The 25,798-nt window shown below is 45.1% G+C and carries 15 protein-coding genes and 4 pseudogenes; 17 read left to right on the top strand and 2 right to left on the bottom strand.

The features are described 5' to 3' along the window. Nucleotides 1–5: 5 nt before the first annotated feature. The 13 genes and pseudogenes from ATY38_RS08130 (at nt 6) to ATY38_RS08195 (ending at nt 21,787) form a co-directional block, all read left to right on the top strand. The gene (locus ATY38_RS08130; protein WP_176767922.1) at nt 6–3,416 is read left to right on the top strand and encodes an EAL domain-containing protein; all 3,411 of its coding nucleotides are present in this window, start codon (nt 6–8) and stop codon (nt 3,414–3,416) included. A 4-nt stretch (nt 3,417–3,420) separates the two neighbouring features. Then, a complete protein-coding gene (locus ATY38_RS08135) occupies nt 3,421–4,038 on the top strand; it encodes a DsbA family protein (protein ID WP_235590218.1) in 618 nt (205 codons plus the stop codon). Nucleotides 4,039–4,364: 326 nt separating this feature from the next. Further along, the gene (locus ATY38_RS08140) at nt 4,365–4,859 is read left to right on the top strand and encodes a hypothetical protein (RefSeq protein ID WP_062558865.1); all 495 of its coding nucleotides are present in this window, start codon (nt 4,365–4,367) and stop codon (nt 4,857–4,859) included. Further along, nucleotides 4,856–11,860, top strand: coding sequence for a calcium-binding protein (locus tag ATY38_RS16860; protein ID WP_062558866.1), 7,005 nt, complete (start codon nt 4,856–4,858; stop codon nt 11,858–11,860). The genes ATY38_RS08140 and ATY38_RS16860 overlap by 4 nt, the downstream gene beginning before the upstream one ends. Before the next feature lie 380 nt (nt 11,861–12,240). Next, complete coding sequence (locus tag ATY38_RS08150) at nt 12,241–12,633, top strand: hypothetical protein (RefSeq protein WP_150102843.1); 393 nt, start codon at nt 12,241–12,243, stop codon at nt 12,631–12,633. A 319-nt stretch (nt 12,634–12,952) separates the two neighbouring features. Beyond that, nucleotides 12,953–13,987 (top strand): tRNA preQ1(34) S-adenosylmethionine ribosyltransferase-isomerase QueA, encoded by a 1,035-nt coding sequence (gene queA, locus ATY38_RS08155; protein ID WP_062558867.1) that lies wholly within the window; start codon nt 12,953–12,955, stop codon nt 13,985–13,987. Next, nucleotides 13,984–15,069 (top strand): tRNA guanosine(34) transglycosylase Tgt, encoded by a 1,086-nt coding sequence (tgt, locus tag ATY38_RS08160; protein WP_062558868.1) that lies wholly within the window; start codon nt 13,984–13,986, stop codon nt 15,067–15,069. The genes queA and tgt overlap by 4 nt, the downstream gene beginning before the upstream one ends. A 43-nt stretch (nt 15,070–15,112) precedes the next feature. Then, on the top strand, nt 15,113–15,574 hold the full coding sequence (gene yajC / locus ATY38_RS08165) for a preprotein translocase subunit YajC (protein WP_235590219.1): 462 nt from the start codon (nt 15,113–15,115) through the stop codon (nt 15,572–15,574). An 80-nt stretch (nt 15,575–15,654) separates the two neighbouring features. Further along, complete coding sequence (gene secD / locus ATY38_RS08170) at nt 15,655–17,745, top strand: protein translocase subunit SecD (RefSeq protein WP_062558870.1); 2,091 nt, start codon at nt 15,655–15,657, stop codon at nt 17,743–17,745. A 20-nt stretch (nt 17,746–17,765) separates the two neighbouring features. Further along, the gene (gene secF, locus ATY38_RS08175; RefSeq protein WP_062558871.1) at nt 17,766–18,704 is read left to right on the top strand and encodes a protein translocase subunit SecF; all 939 of its coding nucleotides are present in this window, start codon (nt 17,766–17,768) and stop codon (nt 18,702–18,704) included. A 319-nt stretch (nt 18,705–19,023) separates the two neighbouring features. After that, nucleotides 19,024–19,452, top strand: coding sequence for a hypothetical protein (locus tag ATY38_RS08180; RefSeq protein ID WP_062558872.1), 429 nt, complete (start codon nt 19,024–19,026; stop codon nt 19,450–19,452). 71 nt (nt 19,453–19,523) lie between these two features. Beyond that, nucleotides 19,524–20,438 (top strand): annotated as a pseudogene (locus tag ATY38_RS16520) (IS3 family transposase). A gap of 266 nt (nt 20,439–20,704) precedes the next feature. Beyond that, nucleotides 20,705–21,787, top strand: a complete 1,083-nt coding sequence (locus ATY38_RS08195; RefSeq protein WP_062557699.1) for an IS110 family RNA-guided transposase — start codon at nt 20,705–20,707, stop codon at nt 21,785–21,787. 12 nt (nt 21,788–21,799) lie between these two features. Here the strand turns inward: ATY38_RS08195 and ATY38_RS08200 are convergent. Both ATY38_RS08200 and ATY38_RS08205 read right to left on the bottom strand, forming a co-directional pair. Beyond that, nucleotides 21,800–22,342: pseudogene (locus ATY38_RS08200) on the bottom strand (IS110 family RNA-guided transposase); the annotation flags it as partial. 95 nt (nt 22,343–22,437) lie between these two features. After that, nucleotides 22,438–22,779: pseudogene (locus tag ATY38_RS08205) on the bottom strand (IS3 family transposase); the annotation flags it as partial. A 157-nt stretch (nt 22,780–22,936) separates the two neighbouring features. Between ATY38_RS08205 and ATY38_RS08210 the strand changes: the two are divergent. The 4 genes and pseudogenes from ATY38_RS08210 to ATY38_RS08225 form a co-directional block, all read left to right on the top strand. Then, nucleotides 22,937–23,257: a transposase gene (locus tag ATY38_RS08210; RefSeq protein ID WP_062558874.1), complete on the top strand. Its 321-nt coding sequence runs from the start codon at nt 22,937–22,939 to the stop codon at nt 23,255–23,257. Then, nucleotides 23,257–23,871, top strand: a complete 615-nt coding sequence (locus tag ATY38_RS08215; protein WP_062558875.1) for an IS3 family transposase — start codon at nt 23,257–23,259, stop codon at nt 23,869–23,871. The genes ATY38_RS08210 and ATY38_RS08215 overlap by 1 nt, the downstream gene beginning before the upstream one ends. Nucleotides 23,872–24,139: 268 nt before the next feature. Beyond that, nucleotides 24,140–25,213 carry an IS110 family RNA-guided transposase gene (locus tag ATY38_RS08220; protein WP_062558876.1) on the top strand — a complete coding sequence of 358 codons (1,074 nt, stop codon included), beginning with the start codon at nt 24,140–24,142 and terminating at the stop codon, nt 25,211–25,213. Between the two features lie 16 nt (nt 25,214–25,229). After that, nucleotides 25,230–25,526: pseudogene (locus ATY38_RS08225) on the top strand (IS3 family transposase); the annotation flags it as partial. Nucleotides 25,527–25,798: the final 272 nt, after the last annotated feature.

The raw sequence follows: 25,798 nt of genomic DNA on the forward strand, positions 1-25,798 counted from the left end.
TTGCGATGCGTGTTCTGTATATTGAAGACTCCGCCAGTGATGCTGATCTGGCTCGTCGTGCTCTGGCGCGCACTGCGCCTGAAATAGAACTGAAAATAGTTACGACCCTGACTGAGGGATTGAAAAGACTGACTCCCTTAGAAAATTACGATGTGTTGTTAACCGATCTTTCTTTGCCGGATGGCTCCGGCCTGGAAGCACTGGCGCGTGTGCGGGAACAACGGTTATCCACGGCAGTTGTAATTCTTACCGGCTCAGGCGATCAGGGTTCCGCGATTGCAGCACTCAAAGCCAGTGCGGATGATTATCTGATCAAGCGGGATGATTATCTGGAGCGCCTACCACGCATTCTGCGTAATTCATTAGACCATTTTCACAATAACGTTGAGCGAAATCGACCGGTGCTGCGTGTGCTGTATATCGCGCATACTGGGAGGGATATCGATCCTATGCGTCATCATTTAGCTTTGTACGCGCCCCATATTCACTTAACTGCAGTAACTGATGTGCATGATGCGCTTGCATTTCTTCCGATTGATCCGAGTGAGCAGACTACACAGTTTGATGTACTCTTGGTCGAGTACTGCACGGCAGATATGGATGATTTAGAGTTCATTAAATTGCTGCGTAACGAACGGAAACTGGATCTTCCCATTGTGCTGATCACGGACCAGGGGAGTGAGATTGTCGTGGCACGTGCATTGCATTTTGGTGTGGACGATTATTTATCCAAACATGCAGGGTATCTTTATGAAACTACGGCAATATTAGAGAAAGTACAACATCAAGCGGAATTGGCCCGTGAGCGGGTTAGTTTGAAGAAAACCAGTTTGCGTCTTTCGGATTTGCTCGCTGCAAGCCCGACGATTCTTTATAACCTACGTATTGTGGGGACAACATTCCGGTTCGCTTGGGTCAGCGAAAATATCGAACGCCTGCTTGGATATACTCCAGAGGAAGTGATGGCTGAGGGTTGGTGGAGTGCACATGTGCATCCTGATGATCGTGAAGCGGCATTGACTCATCAATCAGAGTTGTTTGCGCTAGGCCAGCTTACTTATGATTATCGATTCCGGCATCGTAATGGCCAAAACATTTGGATTCACGATGAATTAAGATTAGTACGAAGCACGGATGGAAGGCCTCTCGAAGTCGTTGGTGCTTGGTTGGATGTCACTGAACATAAGCGGGAGGAATTAATTCGTCAGGCACATCAATCGGCATTGAATTTGATTGTGGCTAACCAGCCGCTACCGGTTATTCTAAAGGACATCGCGCAGCGGCTTGAGACAATTAATCCGGAGATGCTGGTTTCGATCTTGCTACTGGATCAACACACCGGGCGGCTAAAGCATGGTGAAGCACCGAGTTTACCGGATGATTACAACGCCGCTATCGATCAACTGAAAATTGGTGAAGGAATAGGTTCTTGCGGTACCTCGGCTTGGCGAGGTGAACCCGTTATAGTGGCTGATATCGATCATCATCCCTATTGGCAAGCTTATCTGGAATTAACGCGTAAAGCCGATCTTCATGCATGCTGGACAATACCTTTCAAGAATGACGCAGGAAAAGTTTTGGGTACTTTTGCGATTTATCACCGGACACCTCGTGAACCTTCCCAGGCTGACCTGGGGCTGATCAATGAGTTTGCTTTGCTAACTGCTTTGGCCGTGCAAAAGGTGTATGCAGCTGAGTCATTGAAACAAGCGGCTGCGGTATTCGAATCTACCCGGGAAGGGGTTGTGATCACCGATTTAGAGCCGCGAATTGTTGCTATTAATCGCGCTTATGCCGAAATTACCGGCTACAGTGAAGACCAGGTGCTCGGGAAGAATCCTAAAATTATTAAATCGGGACGTCATGACAAGTTGTTTTATCAGGTCATGTGGGCAAGTCTTACAAAAGCTGGGTATTGGTGTGGAGAAGTATGGAATCGTCGCAGGAGTGGCGAGGTTTATCCGCAATGGCTGACGATTAGTACCGTCTTCGATGATAAAAACGAGCCTTGTAATTATGTTGGGGTGTTTGCTGACATTACGCAGATAAAACAATCTGAAGCGCGTTTAGCACATCTTGCACACTATGACGCCTTGACCGGTTTGCCAAATCGCTTATTGGTACAATCCCGGCTACATCATGCTATTGAACGTACATTGCGACATGGCAATCAGATTGCAGCGTTATATCTTGACCTGGATCGATTCAAAAACGTCAATGACAGTTTAGGGCATCCCATCGGAGATGAGCTCCTGGTTATGTTAGCTTTGCGTCTGAAAAAGCGATTGCGCGAAGAAGATACATTGGCGCGATTGGGCGGCGATGAATTTCTGGTCGTGCTCGAAGATATCAAAGATTCCAACGAACCGGCTATGGTAGCGCAAACCCTGATTGATTTGCTTGCTACGCCTTTTTCCTTACCCAGCGGGCACGAGATATTCATTAATACCAGTATTGGCATCAGTCTTTTTCCGACCGATGCCAATAGTGTTACAGAACTCATCCAGCACGCAGATATGGCGATGTATTTAGCCAAGCAAGAGGGCCGAAATACTTATCGCTATCATACCGATGCTTTAAGCATTGCAGCAAATGAGCGCTTGGTGCTGGAGACACAATTACGCCAGGCGTTGAGCGCCGGCGAATTCGTGCTGCATTATCAACCTTTGATCGATGCACGAAAGGGCCAAGTAATGGGCGTCGAAGCTTTGGTACGTTGGCAGCCACCCGATAAAGCGATGGTGTCTCCCGGAAAATTTATCCCGATTGCCGAAGAAACCGGATTGATCGTTCCGCTCGGGGAATGGGTTTTGCGAACTGCGTGTGCTCAGGGGCGTGCCTGGATGGACGCAGGGTTTCCACCGTTTGTTATGGCGGTTAATTTATCGGTGCGGCAGTTTCAATCGGAGAATCTGGTCGAATTGATCCGCCAGGTACTGGAGGAGACAAAACTACCCGCGGTTTGCCTGGAGCTGGAATTAACAGAAAGTATGTTTATGGAGCATGCCGAACAGTCGATCGAAATACTTAAGACCCTAAAATCTTTGGGAGTACGTTTAGCGATAGATGATTTTGGCACCGGCTATTCTTCTCTGACTTATCTAAAACGTTTTCCCATTGATAAATTAAAAATTGACCAAAGTTTTGTGCACGGTTTGGCCTATGACCCTAATGATCGTGAAATTGCAGCTACCATTATTGCCATGGCGCGGAATCTGAAGCTTGATGTGCTGGCTGAAGGCGTGGAATCCGAGCAGCAACTGGATATTTTAAATCAGCACGGTTGTGATTATTATCAGGGTTACTTGTTTCATCGACCCGTACCGGCGCAAGAACTTGAGGTATGGTTCCGTGAAAACAAGCGTAATCAAAGCCTACAAGAAATCTTGAATACGAAGAATGAAAGAGATGGATAAAACTATGCTGTATTACATCCATGACCCCATGTGCAGCTGGTGCTACGCATTTAGCCAAAACTGGGAAGCATTGCAACGGGATCTGCCGCAGGATGTTGAAATTACTTATGTCGTGGGCGGGCTCGCTCCGGATACCACTGAGCCGATGCCGCCCGCTACGCAGAAGATGGTGCAGCAGGCCTGGCAACGCATCGAACAAACCGTTCCCGGAGTTTATTTCAATTGGGATTTCTGGTCGCGTAATACGCCTATCCGCTCAACCTATCCGGCTTGCCGGGCAGTGCTGGCAGCCAAAAAACAACGTGCGGATGCCGAGGCGGAAATGATCCGCGCTATTCAGACCGCCTATTATCAACAAGCGAAAAATCCCTCTTTGCCAGAGACCTTGCACGCCTGTGCCCGGGAGATTGGATTGGACGCGCAAACCTTTATCGACGATTTGACGAGCTCGGCGATGGAAAATGAATTGCAGCAGCAAATTCAACAGGCAAGAAACATGGATGTTTATTCCTATCCCTCCCTGCGGCTGGTGCACAACCATGCTGTGTTTCCCATCGCTATCGATTATCTGAATCACTGCGCTATGCTGGATGAGATAAGCGCTATCAAATTCGAAAAGTAGCCGGATTCTTTCCTTTCCTGAGATTAGTTTAATTATTACATCGTCTTTCAATAGCGAGTGGTTGGAAGTAGTTGCATACGTGATTGAGTCTTTGAGTATGTTTTCTCCTGTTTTCAAACTAATCCCATCATAGTTCAAAATTAAAGTATTGGCGTACCCTTGTCGTAAAGCAAGGGGGGAATTTATCCAAATTATTCATTAATATCATAACAATAAATATTTTCTGTCGTGAAATGAATTAATCATTAGAACTACGGAATTGGGTAAAAGTGAAATACGACTTTGTGTTGAATTAATTGTCGTCAAATATAAAAGGGTCTTTCCGTATGAAAAGAATCGTTTTCCTTATGATTGTTTTATCAGTCATTTATGCCGCACTCTTCTCAGAAAAAGCGCGGTTGGATAGGGAGGTGGATCGTCTATGTGCGATCGATGGGGGTATCAGAGTGTATAAAACGGTAACGCTACCACCAGATATGTTTAATGATCGAGGAGAAGTTATTTTCTACCAATCTGATCAGAAAATAGAAGAATCGCTAGGACCTAAATATATCTTCAAATGGGATGTTCATTATTATAAAAAAGGCGATCCTGCTGCTAATGGACCTCAAGAGACAGTCATGAAGCGAACCCATATCAAGATCATTCGAAAAGCTGACATAAAATTACTAGGCGAGTTTGTTTTGTATAGCAGAGGTGGGGGTGATTTACCGGGGCCATGGGTGCCTTCATCGTATCAATGTCCAAGTGTTATAGAGGCTAATTCTACTATTTTGATAAAAAAGATCTTTATAAAATCAATTGAGGAGCAGCAGGAATGAATAATACCGCAACATATACTATTCAAGCTGAATTGAGCCAAGCAGCGTATGGTACGTTTTTGAGCAAAACAATTGCAATTGAAGAACTAACCAGCAATGATACTGTCGGTATGCCTCTTTCTCAAGCTGCCGAGTTCGTCAATAACTGGCAAGTTGCAGATCAATACACCGATCCAATTACCGGAGTTTCAGCCACTGTTTTTGAAGCGAAAGAAGGTGGTGCTAAATATCTTGCGATACGGGGAACCGAATTTGCGGCTAATGATTTACTTGCTGATGGAATATTGGCTTCAGCAATACCTCCGTTTCTCAATCCTCAATTTATCGTACTCAAATTACAAATCGATACTTGGTTGAATGATCCCAATGTACTGCAGAATCACAGTTTTACTGTCAGCGGTCACAGTCTGGGAGGTTATTTGGCTGCAGCAGTCAAGCAAAGTTATTCGCAGGTCACTGATGCTTATCTCTACAATGCACCCGGAGTTAGTGGTTTGCAGGGTAATTTAGCAAATGCAGTGAGTAGTGTTCTTGGTATCAGTAACATAGCGCCAGATAATGTTTGGAATATACGCGGTTCCGAGGGTTTTCCTGTTATCGCAGGCTTAGGTTATCAACTGGGTTCGTCTGTCAGTATCCAAACAGAAAAATCGTTCAATAATCATAGCATTAGTCTGCTAGTCGATGCCTTGGCGGTTCATTCAGTTTATTCCCAACTGACACCGACTCTGAATCAAGAACAATTGAGGAAACTCATCGATGCTTTTGGTTCCACTAAGGATATGGCTGGAGCATCCAACAGTAAAACGCTTGAATCCGGACTTGATGCTTTGCGCACTATTTTGCTAAACCCTGCGGGTGGCAAAATTATGCTTGCTGATAATCAGAAGACTGAAACAGGTAATCGCGACAAATTTTATACCAATCTTTACGAATTACAGAACAGTGTTCGATTTAAAGATTCTGTGGGTAAGGTTCAATTAGCATTGTTATCCGACCTAACTGGCAGCGATATTATCACCAGGGTAGAGAGTGATAGTCAACAGGGCCTGGCAGCGCGCTTTGCGCTTGTGGCGCTCAATCCTTTCATCCTCGAGGGGGTAAGTATAGATTATGGTATTTTCAATTCGAACGGGGCGCTTGATCGCTTCAATCCGGAGAGCGGCTCGGGTTCGCTGACATCATCATATCTGGTGGATCGCATGACGATGCTGATACGTAAAAACTGGTTCAATATTGAGGACAAAAACCCGCTTGATTCGACAGTTACGTTCAGTTCAGGTAATCATAGCTATCAAAATATTAACGATTATTATGAAGATGTGGCTACAGGTTACAAGATTTCACAAGGTGAGTTATCAGGCAGCACACCACGTTATTTTTTTGGTGGCAACGATGCGGATAATCCTGCGGCATCAGCTGTTGAAGATCACCTTTATGGCGGCGGCGGCGATGACATAATGAAAGGGCTTGAGGGCAACGATTATCTGGAAGGTGGATCAGGCCTAGATACTTATATTATCAATCCGGGTGATGGTATCGATACCGTGCTGGATACTGATGGGGTTGGAGTAATTCAATTCGGCTCTGTGGTTGCTCAGGGCAGAAGTGGTGTATCCAATAATAAGGATTGGATAAGAATCGGTGATACTTGGATGGATCAGAAGAATAGTCTGGTTTATCTTCGTGCTGCTCAAGATAACGGCACGTATGATCTGTTGATCAGTTTTGTCGGCAGCACCGACAGTGCCAGGGTTCGGATCAAGAATTGGAGTGATGGTAAATTAGGGGTCGCGCTTGGCGATAATGCACTTGACGAAGCACCGGTATTGGATCGTGTCATCCTGGGTGATCTGAAACCTGAAGATCCTATTGATTTTGACGAGTTTGGTAATATTGTTGTCGGTGCAGAGGAAGAGGCAGATCGCGAAGATGTGTTGTATGGAAGTACCGAGAATGATCATATCCGAAGTCTTGGAGGTGATGACGAAGTCGATGGTAAGGATGGTAAAGACCGTATTGAAGGGGGAGACGGTGAGGATATTCTGGCTGGCGGTATAGATGACGATGTCATAGTGGGAGATGCCGATAGCGACATCATCAGAGGGCAATTAAGCAACGACAGGCTATATGCAAAAACCGAGTATAGTTTGGATGCAGCTTACACCCTGAGCAGAACACAGATCGGTAGCGGAGGAAGGGGTGATTTACTCGATGGCAATGTGGGCAATGATACGCTTATCGGCGATGCTGGCGATGATATTCTGATGGGAGGCGCAGGTAAAGATATTTTGATAGGTTTGGGTGGAGATGACACTATTGAAAGTGACCGCAATATCGAGTCAGTCGATCGAGATTGGAAAATCAGTCGTGAGACAATTACTAAAGATAATATTATCACCTATAGCCGTAAATATAATTTCAGTGCGTCACCCGCAGAAGTTGCCCAAGCTGTTGGTGGGGATGACGTGATTTCAAGCGGTGCTGGGAAAGATTGGATTTTTGCGGGGGGTGGTAATGATTTTATTGATGCGGGTGCTGATGGTGATGTGATTTTTGGAGAAGCAGGCAACGACACTATTCTTGGACATGATGGAGATGATCTGATGCTGGGGGATAATCCTCATTTCGAATTGGATGCATCTTTGCATGGTAATGACTACTTGAGCGGAGGTAATGGTGATGACCGGCTAGTGGGTGCTGGAGGTTCCGATTTTCTTGCTGGTGGTGCAGGCAGAGATGTACTTGTTGGCGATGAGAGAGGGATTTCTTTGCAATATCAGGGTCAAGATTTTCTTGATGGCGGCGCAGGCGAAGATCAGCTCTTTGGTGGAGGTGGTAACGATACACTCATTGGCGGTACAGGAAATGATGAGTTATATGGCGGGACGGGTGATGATATCTACATCGATGTTGAAGAAGGCGACCTCATCAGTGACCTGGAAGGGAATAATATTATCAGATTGGCCGATGCCGGAAATACCGGCGCTCCAGTAAGTTTTATGTCGGAATTAAGCAGTGAGCCACAAGATTCCCTGGCTAATTCCAGCGTTGTAGCATCGAATGCGCCATCAGGTGTGAAATGGTTAGGTGATTCCAATATCTTACGCATTACTTTGGGAAATGGTGGAGTACTCGATCTACAAAATGCTCTTTACGGGATGAGTACACAGATTCAATTTGATTATGGTGGCAATTCAATTGACCTGGAAAACTGGACGAGTGAGCACCTGCGCGAAGCAGTGGTTCTGAATTTGTCATCAATCGAGATCAGTTCTGAAGAATCAATCGTAGAAGCCTATGGAGGCGCGGGTGCAGATTTGATTCAGGGCAGTATTAGCAACGATACCCTTAAGGGGAATGGTGGCGACGATCACCTCCTTGGTGATACAGGTGATGATCGGATTATCGGCGGAGCAGGTAATGACGCGCTATTCGGACAAGAGGGCAGTGATACTTTGCAAGGTGGCGCCGGTGCTGATCACAATACGGGTGGCAGTGGCGCCGATATTTATGTATTCAATCGTGGAGATGGTGCCGATATTATCACTTCAGCAAACAGCGAGGATGCGGCTGGTGATGAAGTTCAACTAGGCGCGGGTATCGTTGCCAGTGATCTGCGTTTCTTTGAATTGGCTGATGGTAGTCTGCTTATGCGTATTGAGGGGAGTCAAGACAGTATCCTTTTTCAAAGCTGGTTTACTCAAGGACCCAATGTAACGGCATTGCGCTTGAACGACAATTCGCTGATAGATGCTAATGAAATGAGCATGCTGGCGGCAAATATTTTCGGTGGGACGATGGGCGATGATGTCTTGATTGGAACAGTCGCCGATGATCATATTGAAGGCTATGCAGGTAACGATATTCTGGATGGTAATGCCGGTAATGATCTGTTGGTGGGCGGTGATGGTGATGATACTTATCTTTATGGTTGGACCTCACTGGGCAGCGATAGGGTGGTGGAATCAGCAGCAGGTACGAGTATTGTTGCATTGACAGAAAGTACATTACTGACTGATTTGCGTCACGTACGTACCGGGAATGATTTGATTCTATCGTTGCGTGGTGGCGGTACGACATTAACAATCAAAGATTATTACGTATCGCAGCATACCTGGGTAATCCATGCAGAAAATAACGTGGCGGTTGGAATGGCTGATTGGCTGGCTTGGCCTGCGCCCGCCCTCGATATCGCGCAATTACAAATGGATTTTCTGGATGCAGCACGCGCGCAGTGGGCAAATGATTTGCTTGGTAACACCCGTGACCCGCATCACGGGTTGTATGCGCGAGTGGATGAAACCACCTATCGTGCTAGTTTGGTGTCTGCATATGAAGCGAATATCGTTGTGCAACGTTTTACATTACTCGAGAATTCTGCTGATACGTCCAATATTCAACGCCAATCTTATAGCAGGGATTCTTCATCTTCCACAATCGATGTTCTCAATACGCCCTCTACTATTCCTCCAGCAACTAGTCCATCAGTAGTGCAGCAATTTATTCCATTTTCTGAATGGCATGAAATTTACAATCAAGGAATTCTGGTAGGCGCGACAGTCATCAATGACATGCAGCTTGTATATGAGAATGGTGTGATTGTTGGTTTCATAACGAATAATCAGGTTCCAGCGTCACCCGATGTGATTCAACAGTACTGGCAAACGACAAGGACCATCAATACGCAAATTGAACGAATCCAGGGCGGTGGCAGCGACAATATTATCGAAGGTTACGGAAGCAATCGTTTTTCGGATGAGATATCGATGATCGATGGTGGTGGCGGGGACGATATTCTCTATGCGCCCGGTATCCCTTGGCTTAGTAATGAGGTGGCGTATTTTACTGATACCGAGTCGCGTATGAGTGGATTTTCCTATGGGAATACGGGGGATGATACGCTGTATGGTAGTTATTACAGAGATACGCTGATCGGTGGTGATGGGGCTGATTTTCTGGATGGCAAGTTCAGTCAAGATACATATGTCATGCTCATTGGTGAATTGGGAGTAGACAGGATTTGGGACACAGGAACGCAACTGGCGCATTGGTGGGATTATTCCAGGAATGCCCCGAATGTTTATTTGACCCAGGAAGTAAAACCTATAGCACAGGACTTGCTTAGGTTGATAGGGATTAACCAGGATGATATCGCTTTTACCTGGGAACAACTTGTCGTCGAAGGGGTGCGGGGCCAGGCTGAATTTGAAGATGCGCTATATACCCAGACCATGCATGCTGCCCTGACCGTAACATGGACGGGGGGTGGTGTCGAGATTGTGCTGCCAAACTCGACTGATCTCACTGGTATGGGATTGGAGCGTATTCAGTTTGGTAATGGGATGATATTGACAATGGCGGAGCTGATCGCGCTTGCAGGCCCTGTACCCACTCTGAATCCGCAAGAAATGAACAATAGCCTTACGGGTAAAACTGAGAATGACGTAATTTACGGTGAAGGTGGGAACGATACGATTGATGGTGGTGCTGGTAATGATTTTCTAAATGGCGGAACAGGTGACGACATTATCACGGGTGGTACCGGTGATGATACTTACTTATTCAGTTTAGGCTCAGGTCAGGATACGATCAATAGTTATGACGCGACTACTGGAAAGGTCGATGTAGTGCAATTTGATTATGCCGTAATCCCTGATGAAGTTCGTGTTAGCCGTTCGGGAGATAATCTAGTGTTAACTATTATCGGTACCGGAGATACACTTATTATTCAAAGCTACTTGGAAAATAATGGTGTGACCCCCTTTTCTGTCGAAGAGATCAAGTTCAAGGAGGATGACACTGTTTGGGATTTGGCAACAGTGAAAGCCAAATTGAAAGATAATCAGGCTCCTCATTTGCAGGTTGCGCTCTCAGATCAAGTGGCAGTTGCGGGCGAGAACTTCCGCTATGTGATGAATCCCAATACATTTGTCGATCCGGATGGCGATAGGCTTATTTACAGTGCGGCCCTGATCGATGGAAGTTCACTGCCGGCCTGGCTCAGCTTTGATACGACAACAGGTGCAATCAGCGGTACACCAGATACACCTGGAAAATTGAGCGTGATGATTACTGCCAAAGATACCGGTGACCTAACCGCTGCGGATATCTTCGATATCAATATTAGTAGTTTGGACATCGATATCAATGGGACATCAGGTGCGGACAAACTGAGTGGCGGGAATGGAAATGATACACTCAGCGGATTAGCAGGTAATGATGTGTTAAACGGTAACGCCGGGAATGATTGGTTGGATGGCGGGAGTGGGATTGATTTCATGGCTGGAGGTGCAGGCGATGATACTTACCTATTGAATAGTTTTTGGGATAGGGTCGTTGAAAATGCTAATGGCGGCCGCGATGCGGTGATTGCATCCATTTCGTATACACTCGGTGATAATCTGGAGAATTTAACGTTGTCAGGAACCTGGGCGATTATTGGTATTGGCAATTCGACTGCCAATCAAATAACCGGGAGTACGGCTGCCAATATTATATGGGGTCGTGCAGGAAACGATATGTTGTCGGGCAAGGGCGGTGCGGATACTTTGCTTGGCGATACCGGCGATGATTCGTTGGATGGTGGAGTTGGTAATGACCTGCTGATTGGCGGAACAGGCACTGATACTTACTCCTTCGGGCGTGGATATGGCAAGGATATCATTGTCGAAAATGATCCCGCTTTGGGTGTGTTGGATACCGTTAAATTTCTGTCAGATATCATCCCGGAACAGATTTGGTTCCAGCGTGGGGGCAATAATCTTGAAGTAAGTATCATTGGTAGCCATGATAAATTGGTAATCAAAGATTGGTACCTGAGTTCGGGCGCTCACGTTGAGCAGTTTAAAACGGCTGGAGGTTTGATGTTGCTGGATAGCCAAGTTGACAGTTTAGTTACTGCCATGGCAGGTTTTGAACCACCCGAGATCGGTCAAACAATACTTCCATCCAGTTACGCAGCTACTCTTGATCCGCTGATTTCTGCTTTTTGGCTATAAGCTGTTTCCTTATGTTTTTGACAGTCTTGGTTTAATTTCTGCGACTTAATCTTTTACTATGCGTTTTCTGGGGTGATTATTTCTATTAATGATTACCCCTGTATAAAATCTTAATCTTCACCCCGGCTATTCATATTCATTTTTCTGACATGCATATGAAGGTATCAAAATAATAAGAAATTTATTGCTCGCGTGACTACATTCCAGGTTAATTTCGCTATAATCTTCAAGCTATAAAGTGAAGAAGTATGAGTGTCTTATGGATACTGAGTGTAAATAGGTGGCTGTACAGAATTGATGGATTGAGTCTTAACTTAACAAATTGTGTCAACGATTTTTACCAAGCTGTTGTATGTACTTATTTTAAATGGAGAGATTATATGAGTATGGAAAGTGAGATCAGAATGAGATTTGGAGGTTTCTGGAACTCCCTTATTTTATTGTTTGTAATTATCATTTGTCTTCGTTTCTCAAGTCTAGAATTTGCTGATGAACCTTTAATTAAAAGAATTTTTTGTGCGCTGCATTTGTTTTTAGGGTGTATAGCTGCGGGTGTTTTACTGGGGATACTGAAAATATTTTTAGCATTCTCTAATCAAACCTATACTCGTGCGCCCGCATCGGCAAATTTTGTGCGAGGTCTTAAATATGGGATAGTTGCGGGCGGTTTATTGATACTTATTGTCGGCATATTGCAACTGCCCGGTTTCCTGGGTGTTTTCCAGCCTATGATTGATGGATTGCTGGCAAAGTTAACGGCTGTTTTTGTATAAATGGCTGTTTGTGAAATAGTGCAAGTATTTGATAGAAAAAACTAATATTGTTTTGCAAATAATTCCGTCGATTGGAAATGTTCCAATAGCATCATTTTTCTGGTCGAAATAGTCAATGAGCGACCTCGCCTCACAGGGCGAGGTATACGAGTAGTGAGGCGGGGGAAGTTAGAAAAGTTCAGCCTGCCTATTTTCGAGTAATTTTTGATATTCTTTTCCCTGTCTTTTAACATAGCTTTTTTGCTAAAAAACCGAACATTTCTATTTGTTGTTACCAGCAGCATGGGTGAGAAACCTGTTGATCGGTATAATACATAGGATGAAAACTCAGGATTTTGATTTTTATTTACCCACCGAATTAATTGCACAATTTCCTACTGAGCAACGTACTGGTAGCCGCTTGCTCTATTTGGATAGTATCAATAATCATTGGCAGGATGCCTTATTTGCTAGTCTTCCTAATTTCTTGCGCGCTGGGGATGTTTTGGTTTTTAACGATACGCAAGTAATCAAAGCACGCCTATTGGGTAAAAAAGCCAGTGGCGGCAAAGTGGAAGTACTGGTGGAACGCGTGCTGGATGATCGTCATGTTGTGGCCACCGTCCGCGCCAGTCATGCACCAAAACTGGATTCACAACTCGTTCTGGCTGATGCAATTTCATTAACCGTAATTGCGCGGGAACAAGAATTTTATACCTTGCGCTTTGAACATGAAAAAACCGTTGCGGAATTACTGGAGAGTTATGGTCAATTACCCTTGCCCCCTTATATTGCCCGTCCTGCTACGATGATCGATGAAGCGCGTTATCAAACAGTGTATGCCAGAACCCCTGGGGCGGTTGCCGCGCCAACGGCCGGTTTACATTTTGATATTGATATGCTGGAACAATTGCGAGCCATCGGTGTAACTATTGCGTATGTCACTTTACATGTGGGCGCGGGAACATTTCAGCCGATCCGTGTGGAAAATATTGCCGATCACATAATGCATCGTGAGACTTATCACATCCCTCAATCCACCGCTGATGCAATTAAGCAAGCTAAAATATCGGGGGGGCGGATCCTCGCGGTTGGAACGACATCTCTGAGAGCACTGGAAACCTGCGCATCGCTTCATCAGGGTGGGTTAGTTGCGGGCTATGGTGATACACGGATTTTCATTACTCCTGGATATCGCTTTCAAGTGATTGATCGATTATTAACCAATTTTCACCTGCCTTGTTCGACTTTACTTATGTTGGTTTCCGCTTTTGCCGGTATGGAAAATATTCGGCAAGCTTATCAGCATGCGATTAAAGGGCAATATCGCTTTTTTAGTTATGGAGACGCTATGCTAATTGAGAGAGAGTTATGAAATTTCAATTGCATTCTACGGATAAGGCAGCCCGTAGAGGTACATTGACTTTGGCGCATGGTACAGTCGAAACACCCGTTTTTATGCCAGTGGGAACTTATGGTGCGGTCAAAAGTATGTCCCCTGCGGCGTTGCGGGCAGTTCATGCACAGATCGTTCTGGGGAATACGTTTCATCTATGGTTGCGGCCTGGATTGGAGGTAATCGAAGTACATCACGGGCTACATGATTTCATTGATTGGCACAATCCGATATTAACAGACTCAGGTGGATTCCAAGTATATAGCCTGGGGAAGTTGCGAAAAATTACTGAGCAGGGCGTTCATTTTAAATCGCCGGTCAATGGCGATAACTGCTTTTTGTCTCCGGAAGAATCAATGCGAATCCAGCGTATCTTAAATTCCGATATCGTGATGATCTTTGATGAATGCACGCCTTACCCGGCAGATGAAGCTACCGCTAAGCTATCGATGGAGTTGAGTCTGCGATGGGCAGAGCGTTCCAAACAAGCGCACGGGGAAAATCCAAATGCGTTGTTTGGCATCGTGCAAGGGGGCATGTACGAACATCTACGCACACATTCATTTGCAGGTTTGAATCAGATCGGTTTTGATGGTTACGCTATCGGTGGATTATCTGTCGGTGAGCCCAAAGTGGATATGCAACGTATTCTAAGACACACTGCACCGCTGCTGCCAACTGATAAACCGCGCTATTTGATGGGTGTTGGAACGCCTGCTGATATTGTTCATGCAGTGGCTCAAGGTGTTGATATGTTTGATTGCGTGCTGCCAACTCGCAATGCTCGCAATGGCTGGTTGTATACACGCAATGGCATCATCAAATTGCGTAACAGTCGCTATCGCTTAGATACATTACCTCCCGATGAACACTGCGGATGCTATACGTGCCTAAATTTTAGTCGTGCCTATCTGCACCATTTACAACGTATCAATGAGATGCTCGGCGCGCACTTGAATACCGTGCATAATTTATTTTATTATCATAATCTTATGTCAGAGATTCGCAGTGCGATTGAAAATCGGCGATTTGAAGAATATGCACAAGAATTTCAGGCATAAGCGGTCATCATGCTAATATGTGCCCTTTTAACAAAGGGAGAACATGATGCTGATTAATGATGCATTTGCACAAGCGGCTTCTTCAACAGCGCAAAGTGATGCAGGCTGGGTCACCTTATTACCGATGATCGGTATACTTGTTTTATTTTATTTTCTGCTCATTCGTCCTCAAGCTAAGCGTGCCAAAGAACATAAGCAAATGGTGGAAGAATTGCAAAGAGGTGATGAAGTTATTACCAATGGTGGTATCTTGGGGCAAATACTCAATGTGAGTGAAGCTTACGTTATTATCGAAATTGCTCCGGCTATGGAGGTCACGGTACTTAAATCCTCGGTGCAAACCTTATTGCCTAAAGGAACGCTGAAGAGCATTGAACCCAAAAGTAAAGCGCCCAAATCAAAAATGGCAAAATCAGCTGCATCAGAAAGTAATAGAGCTGAAGCTGTTGAAGAAACTGCAGAAGTCATTACCACTGAAGCTGATAAAAATATCGAAAAGAAATAATTACGTTTGACAAGAAGGGAGTTAGCTATTTAATCCCTGCTTTTGTTTGTCTTTTACTCTTACTTAATTAACTGATACCCATGAACCGCTACGCACTTTGGCAGTACCTGATTATTGCGGTTTCACTGCTACTCGGCTTGCTTTACACTTTGCCGAATTTTTATGGCGAATCTCCAGCAATACAGATTTCTCCTATACGAATTTCTACAAGCTCTGATACCGCACTTTTGCAACGAGTCGAAGATACATTGAAACAAGCCAATCTCGAGATGAATGGAATTATTCTTGAGGAAGGCAGCATTAAGGTTCGTTTCGCCGACACGGATTTGCAGATGAAAGCGAAAGATTTACTTGAATCCGCGCTGGGCAACGAGTATATCATTGCTTTGAACCTGCTTCCCAATTCTCCGCAATGGCTTACAAACCTGGGAGCCTTGCCAATGTATCTGGGATTGGATTTGCGAGGTGGAGTGCATTTCATGCTTGCGGTTGATATGGAAGGGGCGATTGAGAAGTCACTCGATCGTTATAGTATCGATATACGTAGTACATTGCGCGAGAAAAGGATTTCATACACCGGTCTTGAGAAGCAAGCCAAAAAACTGGTGATAAAATTTCGTGATGTTGAGTCACGCTCAAAGGCAGAAGCGGAATTAAAATCAAATTTTGCGGATTTCGCATTAAGTACAGAAGATGTCGAGAATCGATATCATCTCATTGCTGCCATCAAACCGGAAGTTCAGATACGTATGCAGGATTCTGCCGTAATGCAGAACATCACTACGCTGCGTAATCGTGTCAATGAATTAGGTGTGGCCGAGCCTATCATTCAGAAAGCGGGTGCAGATCGCGTAATTGTTCAATTGCCGGGTGTGCAAGATACTGCTAAAGCAAAAGATATTTTGGGGCGGACGGCTACGCTGGAAGTTCGTATGGTTGATGACGAACATGATCTTGATGCAGCCTTACGTGGCAGAGTTCCGGTTGGAACAGAGCTGCACCAGGAGCGTGGCGGTAGTCCAATTCTCGTTAAAAAACAGGTTTTGCTTACTGGTGAACGCATTACCGATGCGCAACCGGGTTTCGATAAGGATAACCAACCGGCGGTACACATCAGCCTGGATAATAATGGATCGCGCATTTTTAAACAATTAACGCGTGAGAATGTCGGTAGAAGAATGGCCATTCTGCTGATTGAAAAAAATACAGCAGAAGTCGTAACCGCACCGGTTATTCGTGAGGAGATCGGCGGTGGTCGGGTTCAGATCAGTGGACGCATGACTAGCCTGGAGGCGCGGGATGTTGCGCTATTATTACGTGCAGGTGCATTAGCGGCACCCATGGATATTATCGAGGAACGCACTGTTGGCCCAAGTTTGGGTGCGGATAATATTGCTCGAGGATTTAATTCAACCTTGTATGGATTTCTCGCCGTTGCCATTTTCATCATCGCCTATTACACAGCGTTTGGCGTTATTTCTTCTATTGCACTGGGATTTAACTTGTTGTTACTGGTAGGTTTATTATCGCTCATGCAAGCAACACTGACCTTGCCAGGAATGGCCGCGCTGGCTTTAACAGTAGGCATGGCGATCGATGCCAATGTTCTGATTAATGAACGTATCAGAGATGAGTTGCGGGCTGGTGCCTCTCCGCAACTGGCGATTCACGCAGGGTATGAACGTGCATTTGGCACTATTCTGGATTCTAATATTACCACCTTGATTGCAGGCATTGCCTTATTTGCGTTTGGTTCGGGACCGGTTAAGGGTTTTGCTGTAGTGCTGTGTTTGGGTATTTTGACTTCCGTGTTTACGGCAATTTTTGTGTCTAGAGGTATGGTTAATTTTATGTATGGAAATCTTCGCAAACTTGACAATGTTCCTATCGGAGTGGTCTGGATACCGAAGCACGATTCTTTAGTTAACGGAGAAATCGATCTTTTCCCTGAGAATGAGGTTACTGAAACCACAATTAGTACAAAACCTAAGCGCAGCGAACAGATCGATGTGAGTGATGTAAAAACGGATATTGTCAGTCAAGCATCAGTCATGGTCCAGGACGAAAGCTCAACAAAAATCTCAGCTAAAGTCGGAACGACTTCCAAAGCAATTGATAAGGTTAAAAGTAAACGTAAATCAGCCGACGTAAAAAAGAATAGACAGCAATAACCCATCACTAAGGATACAACATGGAATTATTCAGATTTAAGCATACCATTCCTTTCATGAAGTGGAGGCGGGTGGGTGCAATTATATCAATCGCAACGTTTATTCTTTCGGTCTTTTTTATCTCGACAAAGGGGCTCAACCTGGGCGTGGATTTCACAGGAGGAACAGTACTTGAAGTTGGCTATAGTCAAACCGCAGACTTGGAAAAAATACGTGGTGTGTTGACAGCTCTCGAGATGTCCGATGCAAGTGTACAAAATTTTGGCACCTCAAGAGAAGTTTTAATACGATTGCCTATTAAACCAGAGTTTTCCAGTGCTCAATTATCCGAGATTGTTTTAAATGCGCTGCGCGAAGTTGATTCTTCGGTTGAGATGAGGCGGGTGGAATTTGTTGGGCCGCAAGTGGGTCAGGAGTTATTGGAGAATGGCGCTCTCGCCTTGTTATTCGTTTCGTTAGGTATCGTGGCATACCTGGCCGTGCGATTTGAGTGGAAATTTGGTGTAGCCGGTATTATTGCAAATTTACATGATGTCATTATCATTCTCGGTTTTTTTGCCTTTTTTCAATGGGAATTTTCATTGACAGTGCTAGCTGCAGTTTTAGCCATATTGGGCTACTCAGTGAACGAGTCAGTAGTTATTTTTGATCGTATTCGAGAAAATTTCCGTAAGCTTCGCAAAGCTTCAGTGACACAAGTAATTGATGGTGCGATCACGCAAACCATGTCGCGTACAATCATCACGCATGGTAGTACCCAAATGGTTGTAATTGCAATGCTCATATTTGGCGGCGAAGTGCTGTATTATTTCTCGTTAGCTCTGACAATCGGCATACTATTTGGCATTTACTCTTCAATTATGGTGGGCAGTTCTATCATCGTACTTCTGGGAGTCAAGCGCGAGGATCTACTCAAGCCGGAGAAAAAGCCATTGGAAAATGACGGAGCGGTTGTATAGAAGAATTTCTTCGTCAGCTGCTTCTGAGGTTTGTAACCGCAAATAGCATATGAAAATATATCAGCATCGGTGTCGCCAAGCTTCTGCTCAATCGCTTCTTAGTTCTCGCGGATGAGGAAAATTGATTGTAGATGTAAAAGGTGACATCACAAACCGCGGTTTTTGCTAATGGGGGTTGCGGTTCACATTTTCTTGATTTTTTGTTGCAGAATCTCGCTATTCTCCGCAGAATTACAAGAACCCCCGCGCTATCCGAGCCACTGCAACTACTTGAGTCTGGCTGGCCGACTTTGTTAACGATCGAGAGAGAAAAGGAAACATGCCCACAACGAATAATGCAGCATCGAATACAAAAAATATTTGGCCCAAACTGATTACATTTTCATTCATAGTGTTGGTTATCGTTATTGCAGTAAGCCTGCTTCCACGAGGTTTCTCACAGGATCTATCAGTCGTAGGTCAAGGGACTAACGCGGTTGTATTGGTGCATGACGGCAATATACTTCAAAGCACCGATACCATGGCTGCCATGAATGCGGTAAGAGATGATTTCGAGCAACATGTTGCATTTATCGTAGCTGATATCAATACGCCAGAAGGCAAACGGTTTGCAGATAACCATGGGTTCGGTCCGGCTGCATTGGCTTTCTTTGCAGCGAATGGAGAGCAATTGCAAATATTATATTCCGAACAAACGAGTGAATCTTTGCGGCGGCATTTAAATACAATTTTCAATTACAACTATTAGTAAGTTGAAGTATTCTGATTTTCAAGGAATCCGAAGTTTCATAAAATGAAGACATGAAATGGAGGGTGAAAATGGAATTACCCCGCACCCAATATAGTCAGGAATTTCGGGAGCAATCAGTTAAGTTTTTAAAGAAAGTTGATTGACTCTGGTTGAAGCAGCAAAACGGCTGTCGTTACCCCAAGGGACACTAAAGAATTGGGTTTATACTGACAAACGAGGAGAGCTCACTACAGTAGGCAAGCATCAGAAGCCGCTGTTTGAACTTGAGTTAGAGCTATCCAGAGTTAAACGTGAATTAGCAGAAGTCAAGATGGAGCGTGATTTTATAAAAAATGTGTGACGTATTTCGCGAAGCTTAGTTGTTACATTTGGTGGTGAAAGAGGGTCTGATTGAATCGATGCGACAAAAATATCCGATTGCGCTCATGTGCCGGGCATTTGATGTTTCCGAGAGCGGCTTTCATGCCCAAAGGACTCGCCCGGTCTGTAAACGTAAGCAGGAGAATACAAGACTGGAAATAGAAATACTGGCCGCACACCAACGTACACGAGAGACCTACAATGCCGAGCGCTTGCATTATGACTTGGCGGATCACGGAGTACAAACCACGCCATACCGCGTTAGAACATTGCGCAAGAAATTGAACTTGCGTTGTAAGCAAAAACTGAAATTCAAGGCGACCACCGATTCTAAACATCATTTACCGGTTGCGCCCAATATTCTGAACCGGGAATTTGCTGTTAACGCACCTGATAAAGTGTGGGTCAGTGACATCACTTACATCCCTACAGACGAAGGTTGGCTGTATTTGGCTGGCGTAAAGGATCTGTTTAATGGAGAACTGGTAGGCTATGCCATGAATGAGAGAATGACCAGGAGCCTGGTTATACAGGCATTATTTCGTGCAACAGCGAAAAAACATCCGGACAAAGGACTCATTGCTCACTCGGATAGTAAGAATACATGCACCAGATTTCAATAATGAGTTGACTCAATTATTGAATGAGTAATTATTGGAGCTCTGGTGCCGTAAGGGTTGCCAAGTTTCCTGACCCCCACTCTGATCGACCACAATTTGTGTCATTCCTCGGATCTGTCGGTTACTTGGCAACATCTGACGGTGAGGTTTCACCTCGCCTTTGTCTGTGACCCAAGAAGGGCCTGATCGCTTATCTCTTTACTGTCTTGTCCTGACAATCGGTTTCGGTGAATCCCTATCAATAACTGTATTCAAAATGGGGAACGAAAATGAATAATCAATCATTATCCAATCATCAAACCATTGTTGGGGGAGTCGATACACACAAAGATCTTCATTTCGTCGCTATAGTCGATGCCTATGATCGAGTACTTTCCAGTAATTCTTTCCCAACGACGCGACAGGGTTATAAATCAATGTTGGATTGGATGCAATCTTTTGGTGAGGTCAAGCGCATTGGAATAGAATGCACAGGGACTTATGGTGTAGGCTTGTTAAGATATTTACAACAATTTGATATCGAAATTTTAGAGGTTACTGCACCAGATAAAACAATTCGGCGCAAACGTGGTAAAGACGACACAATTGATGCGGAAAATGCGGCGCATGCAGCATTTGCTGGTATACGCACCGTCACACCTAAAACGCGTGATGGCATGGTCGAATCGCTACGGGTTCTCAAGATGTGTAGGAAGACCGCCATTGCAGCTCGCCGTATCGCACTACAAATGATCCAAATGAATATTATCTCTGCGCCAGAAGCGATTCGTGAATCACTACGCACAATGACTCGAATGCAATTAATCCGTACCCTTGCTGCCTGGCGACCAGATATGAGTGGGTATCGTGATATATCAACTGCATACAAAATTGCATTGAAATCGCTTGCACGACGATATTTGGAGTTACATGACGAAATTGCAGATTTGGATGTGATGATTTCCGTCATTGTTGATGAATTAGCCCCCGAACTGATTACAGGCAAAGCCATTGGATATGAATCTGCGGCACAGCTACTCATTACCATAGGAGACAATCCGGAACGCTTAAAGTCTGAAGCTAGCTTTGCGGCGTTGTGTGGTGTCAATCCAATTCCTGCCTCATCAGGCAAGGTCAATAGGCACAGGTTAAATCGTGGGGGTGATAGAGCGGCTAACAGCGCGCTGCATATTATTGCTATAGGACGATTGCGGATAGACGCCAGAACTAAAGAGTATGTTGAAAAGCGTTTAACTCAGGGTCACACTAAACTTGAAGCACTTCGTTGCCTTAAACGTTATATCGCAAGAGAGGTATATTACACTTTGAGAAAGAGAAATAATTTAATCAATAGCGCACAAATTGCAGCTTGACATTTAGAAGGGCATCAGTAAATGACGCATTGATCCTGGTAAATCGTTTCCAGCATCTTCCAGAATATCCGGCACCCGATTGATAATCGAACGGATCCCTTGTGGGATAACAATACCAAATTCAGAAAGCAGGCCGCGTATCTGATTTGCCTGTGCGGTTCTGGCTTTGACGAAACCTTGCCTGGCACGATGCACTGACAAAATGGCTTGTTGCTCAATATTCTTGATCGATACAAAACGCATGTTGGGTCGGCTTACCGCTTCGCAGATCGCTTCCGCATCTGCCATATCATGCTTGTTGGTCTTGACGTAGGGTTTGACAAATTGGGGTGACATGAGCTTGACGGTGTGCCCAAATTCGCACAGCTTTCTCGCCCAATGGTGTGAACTACCGCAGGCTTCCATCCCAATCAGGCAAGGCTCCAGATTGGCAAAAAACTTTGACATCTCGCTACGGCGCAACTGCTTGCGCAGCAACGCCTTACCATACATATCCACGCCATGAATCTGAAATACTTCTTTTGCCAAATCAATGCCTATCGTTGTAATCTTCATGTCGGACGCTCCTCTCTTATTTAGTGGGCTTTATTGCACTACTACTTTGGCACTTCGATGCCGTTTAGGGTAGTGGGCGTCCATTCCATTACATCAAATTGCCGGTTAACCTTGTCCGTTGGCCGGTCAAGCAAATCGTCCGAAATGGTTGTCCAACACTTTTTGCCGCGTCGAACACCTTGTATTCCAAGCTTCTTCATTAACCGCTCGACCGTACAACGAGCAACACCAATACCTTCTCGCAGCAACTGCCGCCATACTTTGCGAGCACCATAAACTCGGAAATTGTCTTTCCATACCCGCTGTATATCAAGTTCTAGTCTCATATCCCGCTTGATGCGGTCAGGCAATCGATCGGGATCTCGCTCGCGCGCTTTGTGTTCGTAGTAGCTCGACGGGGCAATCCAGATTTCATTGCAGATTGGCTCGACCCCGGATTCCGCTTTGTTGCTATCGACAAATGTCACCATCATTTCGGTCGGCGGTCAATGGAATGGACGCCTTCATCTGATGTTGACGTATAACTCTCAAATGGGACATTGGAGTTGCCCCCTTTGAACGGACACATTATGTTCTGTTTAAAGGAGAAGTAAGATGACACAAAACTACAAACCTGCTTACCCACCGGAGTTTCGTCAGCAGATGGTGGAATTGGTAGCATTAGGCAAATGCCCCAAGCAATTATCCAAGGAATTTGGATGCCACTACACTTCGATACAAACCTGGTGTCGAGCAGCAGGTGTACCAATTAGATCAAGCCAGGCAATTGCTTTCGCTGCGACATCGAGTGTTGCTTCCTTGAGTGCCAACGAACGGCAGGAACTGCTGGAATTGCGTAAGAAGCTCAAGCGTGTGGAGATGGAGCGTGACATATTGGCAAAGGCTACGGCCTGGTTTGCAAACAACAAGGATTGATGGGGAAGGTGTACCAATTAATCAAGGCAAACCGGGCCCAATTTCCGGCTCGTGTTCTATGCGAGACACTCGGTGTATCGCACAGCGGTTACTATGACTGGGCAAAACGCACACCCAGCCGACGGGCCATTACCAACTGTCGATTGATCGAGCAGATCATGGCCATATACCGTACCAGCGATTGTACGTATGGCCGTCCCCGCATTACCGTTGAATTAGCCGATCGTGGAGTCAGGGTCAATCATAAGCGCGTAGGCAGGTTGATGCGTGAAGCTGGAATTAAAGGGGTGAGTCGCAGGCGAGGCTTTGTGATCACGACTCATCGGAATAAGCGTGACCGCCCTGCACCGGATTTAGTGCAACGCCATTTCAAGGCAGCTAGCATCAATCAACTATGGGTTGCGGACATGACTTACATTCCTACCTGGGCAGGGTTCCTGTACCTGGCCGTGGTCATCGATGTATTCAGCCGTAAGGTAGTGGGCTGGTCTTTCGGTGAAACCATGACAGCAAGCCTGGTGATCAGTGCGTTGAACATGGCGTTAATCACTCGTAAACCGGGCAAAGTGATTCACCATAGCGATAGTAAGAATACTTGCACCAGATTTCAATAATGATTTGACTCAATTATTGAATGAGTAATTATTGGAATTCTGGTACCGTAAGAATTGCCAAGTTTCCTGACTCTCAGAGCGATAGACCGTCAATAGTGTCATTCCCTGGATCTGTCGGTTATTTGGCAATATCTATCGGTGAGGTTTCACCTCGCCATTGTCTGTGACCCAAGAAGGGCCTGATCGCTTATCTCATTACTGTCTTGTCCCGGCAATCGGTTTCGGTGAATCCCTATCAATAACATCATTCAAAAATAGGGAGCTGAGAATGGATGACAATCATCATGGCATAGTTGGAGGAGTTGATACCCACAAAGACATACATTTCGCAGCCGTAGTCGATACTTACGATCGAGTGCTTGCCAGTAATTCTTTCTCCACAACACGGCAAGGATACAAATCAATGCTGATGAATTGGATGCAATCTTTTGGTGAGGTCAAGCGCATTGGAATAGAATGCACTGGGACTTATGGTGCGGGTTTGCTAAGGTATCTGCAGCAGTTTGACGTCGAAATTTTAGAAGTTACCTCACCTGATAAAATGGATCGACGCAGACGCGGCAAGAACGATACAATCGATGCGGAAAATGCGGCCCATGCTGCATTTGCTGGAATACGAACCGTCACACCTAAAACACGAGATGGCATGGTGGAGTCGTTACGAGTTCTAAAGGTATGTAGGAAGACTGCCATTGCAGCTAGACGTATCGCACTCCAAATGATCCAAATGAATATTATTTCCGCACCAGAGTCGATTCGGGAACCGCTCCGTGCACTGACTCGCATGCAATTAATCCGTACTCTTGTCACTTGGCGGCCAGATCTGGGCGGGTATCGTAATATATCAACTGCATACAAAATCGCATTGAAATCTCTTGCACGGCGATATCTGGAATTGCATGATGAGATTGCGGATCGGGATGTCATGATCTCAGCCATAGTTGATGAACTTGCTCCCGATCTGATTGCAGGTAAAGCCATTGGTTATGAGTCTGCTGCACAATTACTCATTACCGCGGGAGACAATCCGGATCGATTAAAATCCGAAGCTAGCTTTGCCGCATTATGCGGTGTAAATCCAATTCCTGCTTCCTCGGGCAAGGTCAATAGACACAGATTGAATCGCGGCGGTGACAGAGCCGCTAATAGTGCACTGCATATTATCGCTATTGGACGACTAAGGACGGACAATAAAACTAAAGAGTATGTTGAAAAGCGTTTAACTCAGGGTCACACTAAACTTGAGGCGCTGCGGTGCCTTAAACGCTATATTGCGCGAGAAGTTTATTACATTCTGAAAAAACGCAACAATCTTATCAATAGTATCCAAATTGCTGCTTGACATTTAGAAGGGCATCCGCGGCAGCCAATACTGTGCACATGATTACCAGAATGTATTGCAACAATTTGGCATGATTGCTTCCATGAGTCGTAAGGGTGATTGCTATGATAATGCACCGATGGAAAGCTTCTGGGGGATACTTAAAACCGAGCTGGTGCATCATAGAAGATTCAAAACACGGCAACAAGCCATCCAGGAGATTACCGAATATATAGAAATATTCTATAACCGGCAGAGAAAACAGAAAAAGCTGGATTATTTTTCACCAGCACAATTTACGCAGCAATACTATGCAAATTTGCTTGTTGCTTAAACCAATGGACTCCATTCTTGACAGCACATACATGGACGCCCACTTTCTGCCAAGCTTTCAGTCAATGATTTTGAGCAGGTAAAGATTGCTGCCATACATCCGGACTTTGTATGAGGCGCATTGCCCCTGCCCCTGATGGAATTTGCTGAGTAGCGCCTTATCACCTCAGCGTGCTCTATGCACTGTGTGCTGTTTAGGTTTAGCTACTCACGGTCTGACCAGTTTCGCCATCATTGTCATGATTGCCCGTGCAATCGGTTGAAATTTTTCTC

The sequence above is a fragment of the Nitrosomonas ureae genome (assembly GCF_001455205.1).
Classification (GTDB): domain Bacteria; phylum Pseudomonadota; class Gammaproteobacteria; order Burkholderiales; family Nitrosomonadaceae; genus Nitrosomonas; species Nitrosomonas ureae.